Annotated in this window: 15 protein-coding genes and 1 pseudogene; 6 read left to right on the top strand and 10 right to left on the bottom strand. The window is 49.4% G+C overall.

The annotated features are described in order from the left end of the window. Nucleotides 1-125: 125 nt before the first annotated feature. The gene (gene rraB, locus ACLBLI_RS14880) at nucleotides 126-518 is read right to left on the bottom strand and encodes a ribonuclease E inhibitor RraB (RefSeq protein WP_414828376.1); all 393 of its coding nucleotides are present in this window, start codon (nucleotides 516-518) and stop codon (nucleotides 126-128) included. Between the two features lie 33 nt (nucleotides 519-551). Next, entirely contained in the window at nucleotides 552-1,277 is a 726-nt protein-coding gene (locus ACLBLI_RS14875; protein ID WP_414828375.1) for a 1-acylglycerol-3-phosphate O-acyltransferase, read from the bottom strand. 188 nt (nucleotides 1,278-1,465) lie between these two features. On the opposite strand from ACLBLI_RS14875, the gene ACLBLI_RS14870 reads away from it, so the two are divergent. Further along, nucleotides 1,466-2,605, top strand: a complete 1,140-nt coding sequence (locus tag ACLBLI_RS14870) for an HD domain-containing phosphohydrolase (protein WP_414828374.1) — start codon at nucleotides 1,466-1,468, stop codon at nucleotides 2,603-2,605. Between the two features lie 217 nt (nucleotides 2,606-2,822). Here ACLBLI_RS14870 and glnG read toward each other — a convergent pair whose 3' ends face one another. The 4 genes from glnG to glnA all read right to left on the bottom strand — a co-directional run bounded on the left by glnG (nucleotide 2,823) and on the right by glnA (nucleotide 7,601). After that, a complete protein-coding gene (glnG, locus tag ACLBLI_RS14865) occupies nucleotides 2,823-4,235 on the bottom strand; it encodes a nitrogen regulation protein NR(I) (RefSeq protein WP_414828373.1) in 1,413 nt (470 codons plus the stop codon). Next, entirely contained in the window at nucleotides 4,228-5,310 is a 1,083-nt protein-coding gene (gene glnL / locus ACLBLI_RS14860) for a nitrogen regulation protein NR(II) (protein ID WP_414828372.1), read from the bottom strand. The genes glnG and glnL overlap by 8 nt, the downstream gene beginning before the upstream one ends. Before the next feature lie 129 nt (nucleotides 5,311-5,439). After that, nucleotides 5,440-5,973 carry a DUF4124 domain-containing protein gene (locus ACLBLI_RS14855; RefSeq protein WP_414828371.1) on the bottom strand — a complete coding sequence of 178 codons (534 nt, stop codon included), beginning with the start codon at nucleotides 5,971-5,973 and terminating at the stop codon, nucleotides 5,440-5,442. Nucleotides 5,974-6,191: 218 nt separating this feature from the next. Continuing rightward, on the bottom strand, nucleotides 6,192-7,601 hold the full coding sequence (gene glnA, locus ACLBLI_RS14850; RefSeq protein WP_414828370.1) for a glutamate--ammonia ligase: 1,410 nt from the start codon (nucleotides 7,599-7,601) through the stop codon (nucleotides 6,192-6,194). A 669-nt stretch (nucleotides 7,602-8,270) separates the two neighbouring features. Between glnA and typA the strand changes: the two genes are divergently transcribed. From typA to ACLBLI_RS14830, 4 genes are all read left to right on the top strand, one after another. After that, nucleotides 8,271-10,118, top strand: coding sequence for a translational GTPase TypA (typA, locus tag ACLBLI_RS14845; protein WP_414828369.1), 1,848 nt, complete (start codon nucleotides 8,271-8,273; stop codon nucleotides 10,116-10,118). A 214-nt stretch (nucleotides 10,119-10,332) separates the two neighbouring features. After that, nucleotides 10,333-10,713 (top strand): response regulator, encoded by a 381-nt coding sequence (locus tag ACLBLI_RS14840; protein ID WP_414828368.1) that lies wholly within the window; start codon nucleotides 10,333-10,335, stop codon nucleotides 10,711-10,713. Nucleotides 10,714-10,851: 138 nt separating this feature from the next. Continuing rightward, nucleotides 10,852-11,985, top strand: a complete 1,134-nt coding sequence (locus ACLBLI_RS14835) for a MalY/PatB family protein (RefSeq protein ID WP_414828367.1) — start codon at nucleotides 10,852-10,854, stop codon at nucleotides 11,983-11,985. 200 nt (nucleotides 11,986-12,185) lie between these two features. Then, nucleotides 12,186-12,269, top strand: coding sequence for a hypothetical protein (locus ACLBLI_RS14830; RefSeq protein ID WP_414830971.1), 84 nt, complete (start codon nucleotides 12,186-12,188; stop codon nucleotides 12,267-12,269). Here ACLBLI_RS14830 and ACLBLI_RS14825 read toward each other — a convergent pair. Next, nucleotides 12,258-13,310, bottom strand: a pseudogene (locus ACLBLI_RS14825) (Nramp family divalent metal transporter); the annotation flags it as partial. The gene ACLBLI_RS14830 and the pseudogene ACLBLI_RS14825 sit on opposite strands and share 12 nt — an antisense overlap. Before the next feature lie 377 nt (nucleotides 13,311-13,687). Between ACLBLI_RS14825 and ACLBLI_RS14820 the strand changes: the two are divergent. Then, entirely contained in the window at nucleotides 13,688-14,326 is a 639-nt protein-coding gene (locus ACLBLI_RS14820) for a UPF0149 family protein (protein ID WP_414828366.1), read from the top strand. Between the two features lie 148 nt (nucleotides 14,327-14,474). On the opposite strand, the gene ACLBLI_RS14815 is transcribed toward ACLBLI_RS14820, so the two are convergent. From ACLBLI_RS14815 to ACLBLI_RS14805, 3 genes are all read right to left on the bottom strand, one after another. After that, nucleotides 14,475-14,657, bottom strand: coding sequence for a hypothetical protein (locus tag ACLBLI_RS14815; RefSeq protein ID WP_414828365.1), 183 nt, complete (start codon nucleotides 14,655-14,657; stop codon nucleotides 14,475-14,477). Between the two features lie 121 nt (nucleotides 14,658-14,778). Further along, the gene (locus ACLBLI_RS14810) at nucleotides 14,779-15,207 is read right to left on the bottom strand and encodes a CopD family protein (RefSeq protein ID WP_414828364.1); all 429 of its coding nucleotides are present in this window, start codon (nucleotides 15,205-15,207) and stop codon (nucleotides 14,779-14,781) included. 188 nt (nucleotides 15,208-15,395) lie between these two features. Continuing rightward, nucleotides 15,396-17,072 (bottom strand): chloride channel protein, encoded by a 1,677-nt coding sequence (locus tag ACLBLI_RS14805; protein ID WP_414828363.1) that lies wholly within the window; start codon nucleotides 17,070-17,072, stop codon nucleotides 15,396-15,398. Nucleotides 17,073-17,079: the final 7 nt, after the last annotated feature.

Here is a 17,079-nt window from a genome sequence, read left to right as displayed (position 1 = left end):
GGCACGACAATGGTTGTCAAATGCAGTCAGGCGCTGTAGATAAACGTGTCAGAGGGAGTTTGCGTGGTCAGAGGCAGGTGTGGCGACACGGGTGAATCCGTGTCGCCCTTTATAAGGATTCAGAATTACTCGAAATCGCCTTCGTCATCCATTTCATCGTCGCCGCGGGGCATGAAGTAGGTGCCCCAGCCGTCGTAGTGCACGCCATGCTTGTCCGCAATTTTTAAAAGCGCGTCAGTGTCTTTATCCAGCGTTTCGCGGGAGAGTTTGCGCTCGACAATCGCGTCAAAGCAAAAAATCGTGCCGCCATCGTCAAGCATAAGCTCTTCGGCATCTGTCACTTCAAAGCCGGCCTTAAACGCATCAACGGCGGCTTTTTCCAGCACGTCAAAATCATTCGAGGCTAGATGGTGTTCAATCGAGTAGTCAGCATCTGCCTCACTGCCGTCTTCCAGTAAAGCGTCAATGGTTTCCTGATTAAATTCGTACCACTCTTCTCTTTCGTCAAATTGGCTCATTGTCACTATTCGTTATGAAATTCTGCGCCAAGTTTAACTGGTTTTATCCATTTCAGCGACACGTGCATCGAGCTCGGCTTGCTTTTCTTTCATGCGGTCATGGAAAAACTGCATCCATTCCTTAATCGTTTTGTCGTCAGTCATTTCTATCGGTTCATCAATGCTGATGAGCACAGTGCCGTTATTCCACCTGTTCCATTTTACTTTTTGGTGCAGATTGCTGGCGGTAACCATCACCACACGTTCCTGCGTGGTTTTTGCCAGCCTGAACGCGCCTTGTTTAAACGGCAGCAGGCCACGCCCGTTGCTTCGTGTGCCTTCCGGAAACAGCCATACCGATGTGCGCTTCTTCCTTATCTTTCTGGCTGCGATATCCAGTGTACCGCGTGCTTTACCAGAATTTTTGCGATCTATCATGATATTGCCGGACAGCCAGTAAATCTGGCCAAAAACCGGGATCCACTTCAGGCTTTTCTTACCTACCGTGACAACTCCCGGCTGGGCGGCTTTACTGATGGTGATGATATCGAAGCTGTTCTGATGGTTAGCGATGTAGACATAAGGCTCATCAGCTTTAAGCTTGTCTGATTTTTCTATCACGATGTTAAGACCAACAATGCGCGCCATCGTCGAGTAGGCGCGGCCAGCAAAGTTAACATTGTCTTTATGGAAAGGGCGGGCAATGCAAACCAACAGTACAACCAGATTAATGATGAGAAAGGCTGCAAACAGAACAATAATGCGGATTAGTGCGAGCACGGGGTCTCCTTTTTCAGATTTGCGGCGCAGTATAAGGGAAACCGTGCCCTTCACATGTCCGATGAGTCGAGATGTTACTTTTTCCCGCATGCTGAGGTCGAAAAAGTTAATGCTGGAATTCGCGGTACCGATAGTAAAATGATATAAACTTCACCAGCGTTCTATTCTCTTTTAAGCGGTAAAGCACCATGCAGATCTTTGTTCCTGAAGAACTTGAAGACGATATCCTCACAGATTTGATGGAGGAAATAAATGAGCTCTATGAGGCCAGCGAGCAAACGCTGATCGAGCTGGAGCTGCGGCCTGAAGATAATGAACTTCTGCGGGCCTTGTTTCGCTCAATACACACCATCAAAGGGGATTTAGGACTGGTAAATTTTTCTCCGCTCATTCCTTTGCTGCAGCACGTAGAGGATTTGCTCGACTTTCTTCGTAAAGGGCAGGTGGAGTACACCAGTACCATGAGCGATCTGGTACTGCTGACGATGGATCGCGTAAAAGCATTTGTTGAATCAGTGATGGCAAACGGAAAAGCGGAATATGACGCCAGGCTGCACGAACAACTGGTCATGGCCATCGACAGGGTTAAACCGGATAATCACAAAGAGCATGAGCGACTGCTTACCGACGCTGTATTGCTTCTGAACCCCGAGCTGGATGTCAGAGAGAATGAGGCGGGTGAGACTGAGGTGATAAAGCCGCCGACACTCGCTACCACCGCGCTGCCAAAAGACATGAGCTCGGAAAAGAAGCTGGACATTTTGTTTTTTCGCGACCTCATGCAGACCATTGAACATCGCTCGAACTACTGGGCCGGGCGTGGTGATCGAATTGCCAAGCTGGCACTTCATATTAACGAGATTGCCGGAAGTCCGATAGAGGAAGACCAGCTGGCTGTTGCCTGTTACGTCCACGATTTTGGCATGGCATTCATGCCGCTGAAGCTGCTGCATAAATCAGGAGCACTGACTGATATCGAGTTTAATCTCATGCGCTCTCATGTGTACAAAAGTTCACGTTTGCTGGAACATCTGGACCAGTGGGATCTGGCACGTAAAATTGTGATGCAGCACCATGAGCGAGCTGATGGCACGGGCTATCCGCTGGGTCTGAAAGAGGACGATATTTGTGATGGTGCCAAACTGCTGGCGATTTTAGATACCTATGATGCGATGACTCACTCAAGAGCACACAACAAGGAAAATCAGCTGTCTAAAAAGCAGGCGGTAATTCAGATTAACCGGTCTGCTAAAGGGCAGTTCAGCATGAAGTGGGTGCGATTGTTCAATCAGGCGATGACGGGACTTCTCACGAAAGGCCATTCATAGTTAATCTGATTGGGGGCACTACGTTCAGGGCTGATGGTGACACAAGACCTTGCGGCCTCTCAAGGCAAATTGCAATTCAGGGCGTCGCCGCAATCATCATGGCCAGCGGTGATACTCACGTTGCTACAACATATTCTGCCAACAACAAAGCAGGAACATGACGTCCTGCTTTTTGTAAGGTGGTTAGTGGCAAGTACCACTAAAGCGAAGCTGGTCTTCAGGCCTTTACATCCAACTCTTTTAGTTTTCGCGTCAGCGTATTTCGTCCCCAACCCAACCGTTTCGCAGCTTCCTGTTTGTGACCGTGCGTATGCTGCAATGCACGTTCCAGCATGATTTTTTCAAATGTCAGCATCGCATCGTTGAGAATATTGAAATGCCCGTCTCGAAGCTGTTTATCCGTCCACCGTGCAAGTAGTTCCGGCCAGTCTCCACTTTGCGCATTCCCTTTCTCGGCGGTACCTTCAGAATGAATTTCCGGTGGCAAGTCACTGGGTAAGACTTCCTGTCCACTCGCCATGACGGTCAACCAGCGACACACGTTTTCAAGCTGACGTACGTTACCCGGCCACGGCAGTTGCATCATCAGCTTATCGGCTTCTTTGCTTAACGATTTGGTTTCCACGTTTAGCTCTTTGGCGGCCCTGCGAAGGAAATGGCGGGCCAGCAACGGAATATCTTCCCGGCGTTCAGACAGCGACGGAATGTGGATGCGGATCACGTTCAGGCGGTGAAATAAATCTTCCCGGAATTTACCTTCCATCACGCGTTTTTCAAGATTCTGATGCGTGGCCGCAATAATGCGGACATCCACAGATACCGATTGGTGACCACCCACGCGATAAAACTGACCGTCGGCAAGTACCCGCAGTAATCGCGTTTGCACATCCAGTGGCATATCACCAATTTCATCCAGAAACAGCGTGCCGCCGTTGGCCTGCTCAAAACGTCCCTGGCGCGCATTCTGCGCGCCTGTAAAGGCACCTTTTTCGTGTCCGAAAAGTTCAGACTCGACCAGATCGGCAGGGATTGCCGCCATATTCAATGCAATAAACGGATTGGCCGCGCGCGGGCTGTGACGGTGTAGCGCATGGGCTACCAGTTCCTTACCCGTACCAGACTGCCCGTTAATTAATACGCTGATAGAGGAGCGCGACAAACGGCCAATGGCGCGAAACACCTCCTGCATTGCCGGAGCTTCACCGATGATCTCGGTAACCGCTTCATCTTGCGGAACCTGGTTCTGATGCGTCTGTTCCCGTGCATGTGCCAGTGCCCGCTGGGTGAGCGTAACCGCCTCATCAATATCAAAAGGTTTTGGCAGATATTCGAACGCACCACTTTGATAGGCATTCACTGCACTGTCTAAATCAGAGTGGGCGGTCATGATAATAACCGGGATCATTGGATTGATTGCATGCACTTCCTGAAGCAGTGTCATGCCGTCCATCTGAGGCATACGGATATCCGAGATGATAACCTCAGGCGACTGTCCGCTTTGTAGCTGAAGTAACAGATCCTGTGGGTTTTCAAAACAGTGACAGGCAATATCTGCGGCCTGCAGCGCTTTTTGAATGACCCAGCGAATTGAGCTGTCATCATCAACGATCCATACGGATTCGCTATTCATTCGTTGGCTCCTTTCTGTCGATAGGGAGGTAGAGTACAAATTCGGTGTGGCCAGGGTGGCTGTCTACATCAATTTTTCCACCATGGTGATTAATCAGCGTTTGCGCAATGGATAGTCCAAGCCCGCTGCCGTTTTGTTTACTGCTTACCATGGGATAAAACAGTGTGTCTTTAATCGCGGCGGGGATGCCCGGCCCGTTGTCGACGATTTTTATTTTAGCGACCAGCGGGTGGCGTTTTCCCTGAATGGTCATTTGTCGCTCTATGCGGGTGACGATGGTAATTTGCGGATCCGGCGTGCGGTTTTCGGTGAGCGCCTGTACGCTGTTTCTTATGATATTCAGTACGGCCTGCTGAATCATGTCCTGGTCAATATGAATGTCCGGAATACTGGGGTCGTAATCCCGAATGATGGTAATGGCATTACTGGCATCTACGTTCATAAGGCTACGGACTTTCTCCAGTGCCTGATGCAGGTTACTCCACTGCAGGCGTGGCAGAGAGTTTGGCCCAAGCAGCCGGTCTACCAGATTACGCAGGCGGTCAGACTGCTCGATGATCATCTGCGTGAATTCTTTGTGTTCTTCCGGAAGCTCTTTTTCCAGCAGCTGCGCGGCCCCCCGAATGCCACCCAGCGGATTCTTTATCTCATGTGCCAACCCACGAACCAATTCTCTGGCCGCATAGTGCTGAGCATGTTGCAGATTTTCTCGGGATATTTTGCGTTGCTGATCGATTTTTTTGACTTCGAACAACAGGTGCGGCTGATCGTCAATATGCAAATTAGTTACGGTTAGATCTGCCAGCACAAAGCGGTTATCTTTAAAGCACAGTTTGACTTCGTTTTCGGTAAAGTCTTCGCCGCGCCGAAAGGCTGCCCGCAATCGTGATGTATCAATGCTCTCCGGCATAAAACATTCGGATAGGGGATGTCCTGATAACTGCTTGCTGCCTGTTTCAAACAACGCTTCGCCAGCATGATTGACATAGGTAATATTCAGCTGCCTGTCGATCATGACAAGCGCGGTATTAAGGCTGTTTAGCAGCTGTTTTGTTTCAAACTCGGTGGCTTGCATGCCGAGCAAGTCTCCTGTTGCACGATAATGGTGCATTGTAGCGCGCTCTGCCAGATTAGCGTGAATTAAACTATTTCTTGCTTTTCCGTATGAACCGCAATGGTGCGGGGGCTGCGCTATGATTGACCGCTAATTGTTATTAATTAACGCTGATGCCTGATGCAAATACAGCGTTTGTTTCTCTGTAGATGCAAGAGTCTTGCCCTTATTGTCAATCCATTCAATGTAGTAGTCGTGCGCGCCACGGTTTATTCCGCTGAGGTGGAACATACCGGTAGCATTGGTTTCGACAACGCTGCCGTCAAACCAAAGCTGGAAGCGGCCACCGGCGCTGGCTGGCGTAGCAGTACTGGTGATCGTGAAGTTGCCAAGATTATTGCGGATAGTGGCTTCGGGTTGCGGCGTCGTGATGTTAACGCTGTATTCGATCTTTTCTTTTGCGGCATTGTTACTCGCGGCGGCGCGCTTAACGATAGCCGGATCAGCAATCGATTCCGAGACATTTTCGGTAGAAGGGGGCATGGAAACCGACTCACTGCCTTTCACAGGGGTATCGGTATACAACACTGTACCGTCTTCTTTCACCACCTTATATACATCCTGAGCCACTACCGGGCTGGTTATCACAGTAAGCAAAAGTAATGGTGCAGTGATTAATTTCATAAGGCCTCGGTTACAAGCAAAAGACATATCGGTAAGACAGGCTGGCAACAGGAAAATTCCGCTGTTCGCGTTTTCCTACCGGGTTTCGCACTCTGCCTGGCAGAATGCTTCTCCTTTCCTAGTGTAGGTATACAGTGATACTGCTACTTATACTAGACAACTGTCAGACATAAAAAAAGCCCGCATCAGCGGGCTTTCGTATTTCTTTCAGCGTGTGGTTATACGCTGTAGTACATGTCAAACTCAACAGGGTGAGTTGTCATAGCAAGTTTGGTCACTTCTTCCATCTTAAGATCGATGTAGGCATCAATCATGTCGTCAGTCATAACGCCACCGGCTTTCAGGAAGTCACGATCGTTATCCAGCGCTTCCAGTGCCATTTCCAGTGAGCTGGCAACGGTTGGGATTTCAGCGGCTTCTTCTGGCGGCAGGTCATAAAGATCTTTATCCATAGAGTCGCCAGGGTGGATCTTGTTCTTAATCCCGTCCAGGCCAGCCATCATCATGGCAGTAAACGCCAGGTAAGGGTTAGCTGTTGGGTCAGGGAAACGAACTTCGATACGACGAGCTTTGTCGCTGGTTACGTAAGGAATACGGATAGACGCTGAACGGTTACGCGCTGAGTATGCCAGCATAACCGGTGCTTCAAAGCCTGGGACCAGACGCTTATACGAGTTAGTCGATGCGTTAGAAAACGCATTAATTGCGCGTGCGTGCTTGATGATACCGCCGATGTAGTAAAGCGCTTCATCAGACAAACCTGCGTACTTGTCACCCGCAAAAATGTTCTTACCATCCTTAGAGATAGACTGGTGGCAGTGCATACCTGAACCGTTGTCGCCCACCAGAGGCTTAGGCATAAAGGTAGCAGTATGACCGTAAGCATGTGCTACGTTGTGAACAACATACTTGTAAATCTGAATTTCGTCAGCTTTCTTAACCAGTGTATTGAATTGGCAGGCAATTTCGTTCTGGCCAGCGGTAGCAACTTCATGGTGGTGCGCTTCGATAACCAGACCCATTTCTTCCATTACCATACACATAGCTGTACGGATATCATGCGCTGAGTCTACCGGTGGTACCGGGAAGTAACCGCCTTTAACACCAGGGCGGTGAGCTAAGTTACCGCCTTCAAACTCCGCGCCTGAATTCCATTTGGCTTCTGAAGAGTCGATTTTGTAAAAAGAACCGGCCATATCAGTGTGGAATTTCACGTCGTCAAACATGAAAAACTCTGGCTCTGGACCAAAAAATACCGTGTCGCCAATGCCAGTTGATTTCAGATACTCTTCAGCGCGGCGGGCAACAGAACGCGGATCACGCTCGTAACCTTCCATTGTTGATGGCTCAAGAATGTCACACGTTACGTTTACCTGAGCTTCTTCTGCAAACGGGTCTACCACGACAGTGCTGGCATCCGGCATCAGGATCATGTCTGACTCGTTGATTCCTTTCCAGCCAGAGATTGAAGAGCCGTCGAACATCTTTCCTTCTTCAAAGAACTCTTCATCAACCTGACTAACAGGGATAGATACGTGCTGTTCTTTACCTTTTGTATCGGTGAAGCGCATATCAACAAATTTCGCTTCACTCTCTTTAATTAGCTCTAATGCCTTTTCAACTGACATCGTGTCCTCCAGGTTTGGTATGTAAAAATGCGAAGCGATCAGTCTCGCCTCAACAAGATAGAAAAACGGAAGCGATATTCATGCCAGCTATCTCAGGGCGAAGTTATCGGGGATAGCAGCCCGCCACAACAGGAAAAATGCAAACCAGTGCACCATATTGGTGCTTGCTCGCTCCAAATGCGTGCAATGTTTTCATCGCTTATGTAGACATTGCCCGATTGACTTTACGCTAACTTTGGCCGCTTTGCTAAACGAGATGTGAAAATTATCGTTGCAGCGCAGGCTCGGAAAAATAAACCCATAGCAAGAATTGGTCAGTAGCGGCGCTCTGACAGGTTATTATTTTGGCAAAGCAGGCAACCACAACACACAGACACATTTATCTAAAAGCAGCCAAAAACCCGGAATTGGCGCTAGGTGTCAGAGAATTGTTCAGCTAACACCTTGTATCGACTTTACTTTAACGAGCAATCCGGTGTTATCTGAATAGCTTTCCACCAATCTGAACAGCTTTTGCACAGATTAATTTTTGGATACAACGTATTCGCGCCTGTTATTTACTGCCAATAGCCTATATAATCGCGCCCAATTTTTACCCCACCTATGCGGATCTTCGCAGCGCCACGGAAGCCACTTCGGTCCCACAGGTCTTTGAATTGAGATTTATACATGACGTCTACTCCACACCTTAACGATATTAGTAAGTTAAGGAATATCGCCATCATCGCGCACGTTGACCACGGTAAGACTACTCTGGTAGATAAACTGCTACAGCAGTCCGGCACACTGGAAAGCCGCGGCGAAGCACAAGAACGTGTGATGGACTCCAATGACATCGAAAAAGAGCGTGGTATTACCATCCTGGCGAAAAACACCGCCATCAACTGGAATGGCTACCGCATAAACATCGTTGACACTCCTGGACACGCCGATTTCGGTGGTGAAGTAGAGCGTGTTATGTCGATGGCTGACTCGGTTTTGCTGCTGGTAGATGCGCAGGAAGGCCCGATGCCGCAAACCCGTTTCGTGACGCAAAAAGCGTTTGCGCAGGGGTTGAAGCCGATTGTGGTTATTAACAAAATTGACAAGCCTGGCGCACGTCCTGACTGGGTAATGGATCAGGTGTTTGACCTGTTCGACAACCTGGGCGCGACTGACGAACAGCTGGACTTTGAAGTGGTCTACGCGTCCGCGCTAAATGGTTGGGCGTCGCACAGCTCTGATGAAACCGGCACCGATATGACACCGCTTTTCGAGACGATTATCGATAAAGTGGCTGAGCCAAACGTTGATTTAGACGGCCCATTCCAAATGCAAATCTCGCAGCTGGACTATAACTCCTACGTAGGCGTTATTGGTGTTGGCCGTATCAAGCGCGGTAAAGTGAAAGTTAACCAGCAGGTAACTGTAGCGACAGCTGACGGCAAAACCCGCAACGGGAAAGTAGGTCAGGTACTGGGCTATCTTGGTTTGGATCGACACGAAGTTGATGTGGCCAGCGCAGGCGACATCATTGCTATCACTGGTCTGGGCGAACTGAAAATCTCTGATACCGTTTGTGATGTGAATGCGGTAGAAGCGATGCCTCCACTTACGGTTGATGAGCCTACGGTGACCATGACATTCCAGGTAAACACTTCGCCATTCTCTGGTAAAGAAGGTAAATACGTGACTTCACGTAATATCCTTGATCGCCTGAATGACGAACTGGTGCACAACGTTGCACTGCGTGTTGAAGAAACCGAGAACCCGGATAAATTCCGTGTGTCAGGTCGTGGTGAACTACACCTGGGTATCCTGATTGAGAATATGCGTCGTGAAGGCTACGAGCTGGCAGTGTCGCGTCCGGAAGTTATTCTGAAAAAAGATGAGAACGGCAACATCGAAGAGCCGTTTGAAACCCTGACAATCGATTGTGAAGACGAAGATCAGGGTTCCGTCATGGAACAGCTGGGCTACCGTAAAGCTGAGCTGACCAATATGACGCCAGATGGTAAAGGCCGTGTTCGCATAGACTTTATCATTCCAAGCCGGGGCCTGATTGGCTTCCAGACCGAATTTATGACCCTGACTTCAGGATCGGGTCTGCTGTATCACACGTTCGATCACTACGGCCCGCATAAAGGTGGCAAGATTGGTCAGCGTAAGAACGGCGTACTGATCGCAAACGCACCAGGCAAAGCACTGACAAACGCCCTGTTTAACTTACAGGAGCGTGGTCGTCTGTTTATCGGTCACGGTGTAGAAGTTTACGAAGGTATGGTTATCGGCATTCACAGCCGCGATAACGACCTCACAGTAAACGCTCTGAAAGGTAAGCAGCTGACAAACGTTCGTGCTTCTGGTACGGACGAAGCGCAGACCCTGGTACCACCTATCGTGATGTCACTGGAACAGGCGCTTGAGTTTATTGATGACGATGAGCTTGTCGAAGTTACCCCTAAGAGCATTCGTATTCGTAAGAAACTTCTGACTGAGAACGAGCGTAAACGCGCCTCTCGTGAGAAAAAAGACTAAGAGTTATCGCGCTGTCCGGCAGCGCAGGTAACACAAAAGGCAGTGCAGTGATGCACTGCCTTTTTTTGTTTTTTCGCCTCTTCGACACGCGCGACGATAAAAAGCACGCACAGCACTATACGTGCAGCTTTTTCCTTTACATTGCATGAGGTTCCCGCTTGCGAAACCCGACAATACCGATATGCTGAGAGGAGGCAAACAGGAAAGGTGGTTTATGTCCGCATTATCGATAGCGGTTGTTGAAGATGACGCCATTACACTGGAAATGATTACCACGGCGTTAGAGAACCGTCTTGGGGCGACAGTATTTGCGTTTGATAATAGTAAAGCGGCCCGGGACTTTCTTTTACAACAGACAGAAGCGTCAATTGACCTGGTGATCAGTGACCATCATATGCCTGAATACGATGGGCTGACATTATTAAAAACCTGCATTGCGTCATCATTGAATGTCCCTTTTTTGCTCGTTACGTCCGAAGCCAGCAGGGACATGGTGATTTCAGCGAAAAAGCTCGGCGCTTCCGGTTTTCTGGCAAAACCGGTAAACATGGCAGAGCTTGCCAATAAAGTGCTGGAAATTACCGCCGGAAGTTAACCTTTTCTGTTGGCGATGCATGTCTGAGGCATGTCAATTTTCGCTTAAGTAATAAAGAGATGAGCTAAAAAGGCGCTAGTTTCCTCTGCGTCCAGCCTTTACACTGATGATATGGAAAATCAGCATCAGGAAATCCGAGTGAATCCGCTTTTTGATCAAACACCAGACAGAACATCGCGCTATTCTTTTAAGTGGGAAAAGTATAAAGGTCAGGACATTATCCCGGCCTGGGTTGCCGACACAGAATTTCGCTGTGCGCAGCCCATCCTTGACGCGATTTCCTCGCAAACCGGGCACGGAAACTTAGGTTATGTATTGCCGGGTCAGTTCGAGCCAGGTCTGAAGGCCATTCAGCGTTGGCTGAAAGAAAAGCATAACTGGGATATCGATACTGACTGGATTGTCTGGGCGCCTGGTGTCGTACCAGCATTTAATGTGGCTTGTAAGGCGTACTGCGAGCCAGGTGACAAAGTCATGGTGCAAACACCTAACTACCCGCCATTACTGGCAGCGCCTAAGCTGAACGGGCTTGAACGTGTGGACATCGGTACGGTTATGGAGAATGGCCGCCCGACACTGGACTTTGATGCACTGGAAGCCAATGCCGCCGATCCTGACTGTAAATTATTTATTCTCTGTAATCCTATGAATCCGGTGGGCTCGGTGCTGACACAAAGCGAGATGGATCGGGTAGCGGACATCTGCCATCGTCACAACGTAACGTTATGTTCCGATGAAATCCATTGCGATTTAATTTTAGAGCCAGGTTGCCAGCATATACCGGCCGGACGGGAAGAGGCGTTGAAAGATAGCAGTGTGACGCTGATGGCGGCCAGCAAAACCTTCAATATTGCTGGTCTTGGCGCAGCCTTTGCCATTATTCCTAATCGCAAGTTACGCATGCAGTTTACGCAAGCGGCAGCCGGAATTGTGCCCTGGGTAAGCTTGATGGGGTTGGTGGCTACCGAGGCTGCCTTTACCCGCTGTGATGAGTGGCATCAGGCCCAGCTTGCATATTTGCGCGAAAACCGGGAGATGGTAGTAGCAGCGATAAATGCCATTGAGGGACTGTCTGTGCATGTGAATGAAGCGACTTTCCTGGCCTGGGTGGATGCCAGCGGCCTCGGAGTAGAAAACGTTCAGAAGTGGGCAGAGTCCAAAGGTGTGGGGCCATCCCCGGGGGCAGACTTTAACCAAAAAAACCATTTTCGTATCAATTTCGGCTGCTCGAAATCGATGCTGCAGGACATCCTCGCGCGACTGGCCTCATAGCTTAAGCGCCGGGCAGAAGGGGCTGGCTTAAAATCACTGGCCCCATTGCTCTTCACTGCGCTTGCCCTCTCGCGTTCTGACCTATTACAGGCATGGAGTTGGGCTGCGAGAACGCCGTGTGATATCGGTTATGTAAACAGGCTAAACAGCTTGTATCCCCCCAGACCTACGACAACGGAAACAACAACTATTCCCAGCAGATTGCTCCAGGCACCGTTTTTAAATTCCCCCAAGGCTTTACTTTTATTCATAACAACCAACAGAAAGATGGCAATAATGGGTAACAGAAGGCCATTCGCCGCCTGAGCAAACAGGATGGCCGAAAGTGGCTTGAAGTTAAGGCTGGCAACGGCAACACCACACGCAATAACCAGCCCCCAGACCAGCCTGAAGGCCGGACTTTTCATGTCATCAGACAGAGAAAGTGCACCGCAAACTGCAAACGCAGCAGCCAGTGGTGCAGTGATAGCACTGGTAAGCCCGGCGGAGAATAGCCCTAATGCAAAAAAGGCCTGTGCCCAGTCACCCAGAACAGGCTTTAACTGCTCGCCGATGTTCCCCGCATCCAGTGTTGCAGCCTGCTGGTAAAACGCGGTCATTGCCGTGGCCACAACAACCAGAGTTATCAGGCCGCCCATGGAAATGGCGGTAGCAGATTGTTTGCGACAAGCATGAATTGCACTGGCTTTATCCAGCCCCCGGGTATTCTTAGCCACAAGGCTGGCGTGAAGAAACAGGTTGTAAGGCACGATGGTGGTGCCGATCAGGGCCAAAATCGTGGTAATGGCCCCTACATCCAGGGTTGGGCGGGCAAATTGTGAGAGCATGGCTTGCCAGTCAGGAGAGGCAACCAGCAGGGTCAGAAAAAAGACGCCTGCCATGATAAATACCAGCGCAACCAACACCGATTCAATCCATTGATGCTGACCTGTCCATAATAACAACGCCGCAAGCGCGCCCAGTAGCAACGCCCAGCCCGCCGTCCCCATGTCGTAAAAAGCATTTAAGCCAATGGCTGCCCCAGTGAGGTTTCCGGATTCATAAGCCGCATTTCCAATACCAATTGCGCTGACAATTAGTGCAATGCACACCCCTCGCAACCAGGGATGGCGTATCATGTCTTTCATTCCCGAAGACAGCCCCTGTCCTGTGGCGATCCCCAATCGAGCTGCCATGTCCTGCAAAACAATGGTGGCAATAATGGAAAACAGCAGTGCCCATACCAGGTGGAAGCCGTAGTTTGCCCCCGCCAGACTGGCTGTAGTGATTGTGCCTGGGCCGATAAAGGCTGCAGCGATGATAAAACCGGATTTATCTTTTGCCATATAATACTCACGTGATTCTAGTTATTGTTGTAAGGGCTTGTTATTGTGCGGCTATCAGGGAAGGTTAGCATAGGTCTATGGTCGCTTGGGTCTATAGCCAGGTTGCGAATCAATACGGTCTTTGCAGGCCAGACCGGTGAAGTCAAAAGACAACCGGCCTGGTTGTAAGTACCAAAGGGCAGCCCATAAACACGCTTTTTCGACGGTAAGTCCCGCATCAAGAGCAATGACCATGTTTTGCGAAATTAACCATGCGTTATTCAGGACTCAAAGAGAGACAACAAACTTGTGCTAACCTTTACCAGCAGGATACCGGTTTTAGCGGAATTACTGCAAGTGAGCCGGACATCAGTTTATTTTATTGAAGGAATCTTTGCGTGAAAACGCTTCAGGAGTTAAGTGCTCTGCCAAAGTTCAGCGCCATCCTGCCATCCTACTACGAGATGGACGGGCTGATATTTGCTGTTGCAGCGTCGCCCGAAATACCCATGCCGGAAACCTGGATGCCCTGGTTAATTCAGCAGTCGGGTAGCACCATGGTCAGCGAAGATGTGGATGAACTGGCTGAATGTTTGATGGAAACACTGCGTGATCACCTTAGCGCGATGCGCACGCAGGATAATTATTTGCCGCTGGCGTGCCGATGGCAGGAGGGGGCGACAATTCCTGAGTCGCTTGAGCATTGGCTTGGTGGCGTCTTAAAAGGGCATCAACTGCTTGAGTCAATATGGCGAAATGCGTGGGAAAGAAAGGCGAAAAGTGAGACTTTATCAGCCGATGAAGAAGATCCTGCAACGCGTCTGGCGCGCTGTCTCAAGCTTTTTTCCACACTGGCCCGACATAAATTAGCTTTATCGCAGCGCTCAGGTGAAAATGCCGACAAGCTACGTGACAATCTTCCCGTATTATGGCGACAGTTGCCTGCAATGCTTCAGGAGTATGTAACATTGTCTGGGGATCTTGCGCAGGCGCTGCCCAATCAGTTTGAGATGTTTACCAAAATCCCGAATGCCTGAGCAGCATTAAGGTGAGCAATCCGTGTAGAGGCAACCTTTCAATGCCGGCCTTTTTTGCCCTTGAAAAGTGGCGGATATTAATCATGCTCAACAGCGCGCAGGAAAACACACTGTTCGGACGCTCACTCACGTTCGCTGAGAGTTGGCTTTAGCGCTGATGTTGCCTCTGGCTTAGCGTATTGCGCAGTGTAGCCACATAGGTATCCAGCTCCATTCTGGCCTGTTCATACGCCGTACTCAGTTCCGCAGATTCGGGTTGTTGGCGAAGCGCATTGAAGGCGATATCTGTTCGTTCCAACAGGTACTTAAGGTGCTTATTGCTCACGTCCATGATGTTTCCTGATGTTTGACCGACTACTGCCTGTAGGTCGGTGCTAGCGATTAGATAAATACGTGACTCTCACAACATCAATCGTTGTTGGAGTACTCACCTCTATCGTTGACGTCGCGATTTAGAACGGTTTTACCACTGCCAGAATAACAATTGCGAGTAAGATTAAAACGGGCGCTTCGTTCAGAAAGCGATAAAACGTCGACGAGTGACAATTTTCATTACGTGCAAATTGCTTCCATAGTTTAAACAGATAGAAGTGATAGCCGTAAACTGCAAACAAAAGCGCAATTTTTACGTGGAGCCAGGCCGATACACGAAACCAGTCCATGCCATAACTTGCTATCAGCCAAACACCGAAAAAAAGCGTCAGAAAGGCAAATGGAGTGACGAAAAACCACAGTCTGCGTTCCATTATGATGAACTGATCTTTGACTTCCTGAGAAGTGGCGCTGGCATGATAGACAAACAGTCGGGGCAAATAAAAAATCCCCGCCATCCATGCAATCATAAAAAAGATATGGAGGGCTTTTAACCATAAAATAAACATGACTGACTTCTCTTATCTGTGATCACCGGCGAGGCCGGCTATGTTGTGAACTGGCAGATAACCCGTTCAAGTTGTTCCTCTCTGCACGGTCTTAACGCCCGGAATCTGCAGCGGCAGCGCTTCTGTGCAGCTGATGTCATGGTCACTCCTGACCCGCTAACAGACATAAATCCAATACCACGGAGGCGTTAGTATCGTGCTTTTTGCAGGAAGCTTTGCAGTATATTCCAGGTGATTACTCCCTGGATTTCTGCTGGTTCGTTATCGTAAATGAATACTGCACCAGAGCGTGAATTTTTCAGTTTTTCGTACACTTCATGCAGCGTCATCTGACCGCTAAGGCCTTCCATATCATGGTAGGTTAATGCCTGCGCGTCGTGTTCCAGGCTCACATTGTATTGTACCAGCTGGTAATGCACATCAATTTCAAATCGTGATTGCTGTACCACAATGTCCGTCGGATTCTTTTCCAGATAATCTGATATCGCTTTTTCCGGTGCATCGATGAAAAGTTTGTACTCTGTGGTCATGGCCGCCAGCACACCGGTTTTCTCCAGTGCCTCGCGAATCGATGAGATAGCGTAAGGTAAATTCTGGTAGTCAAGCTGGCGAATGAATACTGAGCGGTTACCGAAAAATTGTGTTGCTGTGACATATGCCGGCACTATCACCAGCATGGCAGGCAATATTATCTGCGGTGAATAAGATAACTCCATGACTGCCGAAAGCGCGGCTAAAGGCGCGTGAAGCACTGCTGTCAGCATGCCGGCCACACCCAGTAATGCAAAGCTGCTGGTGTATTCCTGCACGTTAATCACTGACGATAGGGGAAGCAGTAGCACCGCACCTGCCAGCATCCCGATAACCATCACCGGTCCCATGATCCCGCCGGGAACACCAAGACCAATCGCGCATACTGCGAGAACAAATTTGGCAACCAGCACTGCGCTGAGGATCAGTGTGCCGGGCTGCGACTCAAATAAGTTTTCTACATCAATGAAGCTTGCACCAAGCGCTTCGGGTAATACCACGCCGACAGCACCGGTAATAAGCGCTGCAAGAATAAGACGCCAGATCATACTGACCGGACGAAATAAGGTCATAATTCGCATAAGCTGGTTGTTAAAAAGCGTTGCCAGCATACCCAGGACAATGCCCAGTATAATCAAATATAAATACATCCACTCGCTGAATACGGCAAAAGAGAGAAAAGACAACTCATTAACTTCTCCAAAGACCATCCGGGTGAGCACAGAACCGCAGGCAGCAGCCAGCATGACAGGAACGAACATATGGATTTTGTATTCCCGTAGTACCACCTCCATCACGAAGATGACTGCGGCAAACGGAGTATTAAACGACGCAGAAATACCAGCTGCAATGCCGCATCCAGCAAGGATCCGGATACTGTTATAAGGAAGTCTGAGCCATTGGCCGAGAAAGCTGCTGCCCGCCGCTCCAAGGTGAACAGACGGACCTTCTCTACCCACGACAAAACCGCCGGCTAAGGCCAGCATACCGCCAAAAAACTGGTTGATAGTTGTCCGGAAGGGCACATGCCCATAGTAATACTTCACCCGATGAATGATGAACGGAATGCCCATTCGGTAGTGTTTGAAGCCGGTAATAAAAGCAATGCTCAAAATGAGCAGCACACTGATGAGCGGCATCAGGAAATATACCGGCCACTGGTTATCAAACCAGCTACCCAGGGTACCGAATGCAGAGGTCTCTACCCACTCAACACAAAGCCGGAACAGAATGATCAGCATTGCCGCACTCACACCGGCAATGATGCCCAGAATACACAACTGAACAGAGGTTCTTGGATGAGCAAGTTCTTGTCTTAAAGCCGACAGGCGCATGGTGTGG

Source organism: Alteromonas sp. H39 (assembly GCF_047556435.1).
GTDB lineage: Bacteria > Pseudomonadota > Gammaproteobacteria > Enterobacterales > Alteromonadaceae > Alteromonas.
Note: the sequence above shows the minus strand (reverse complement) of the source record. Positions and strands in the feature narration are given on the sequence as shown.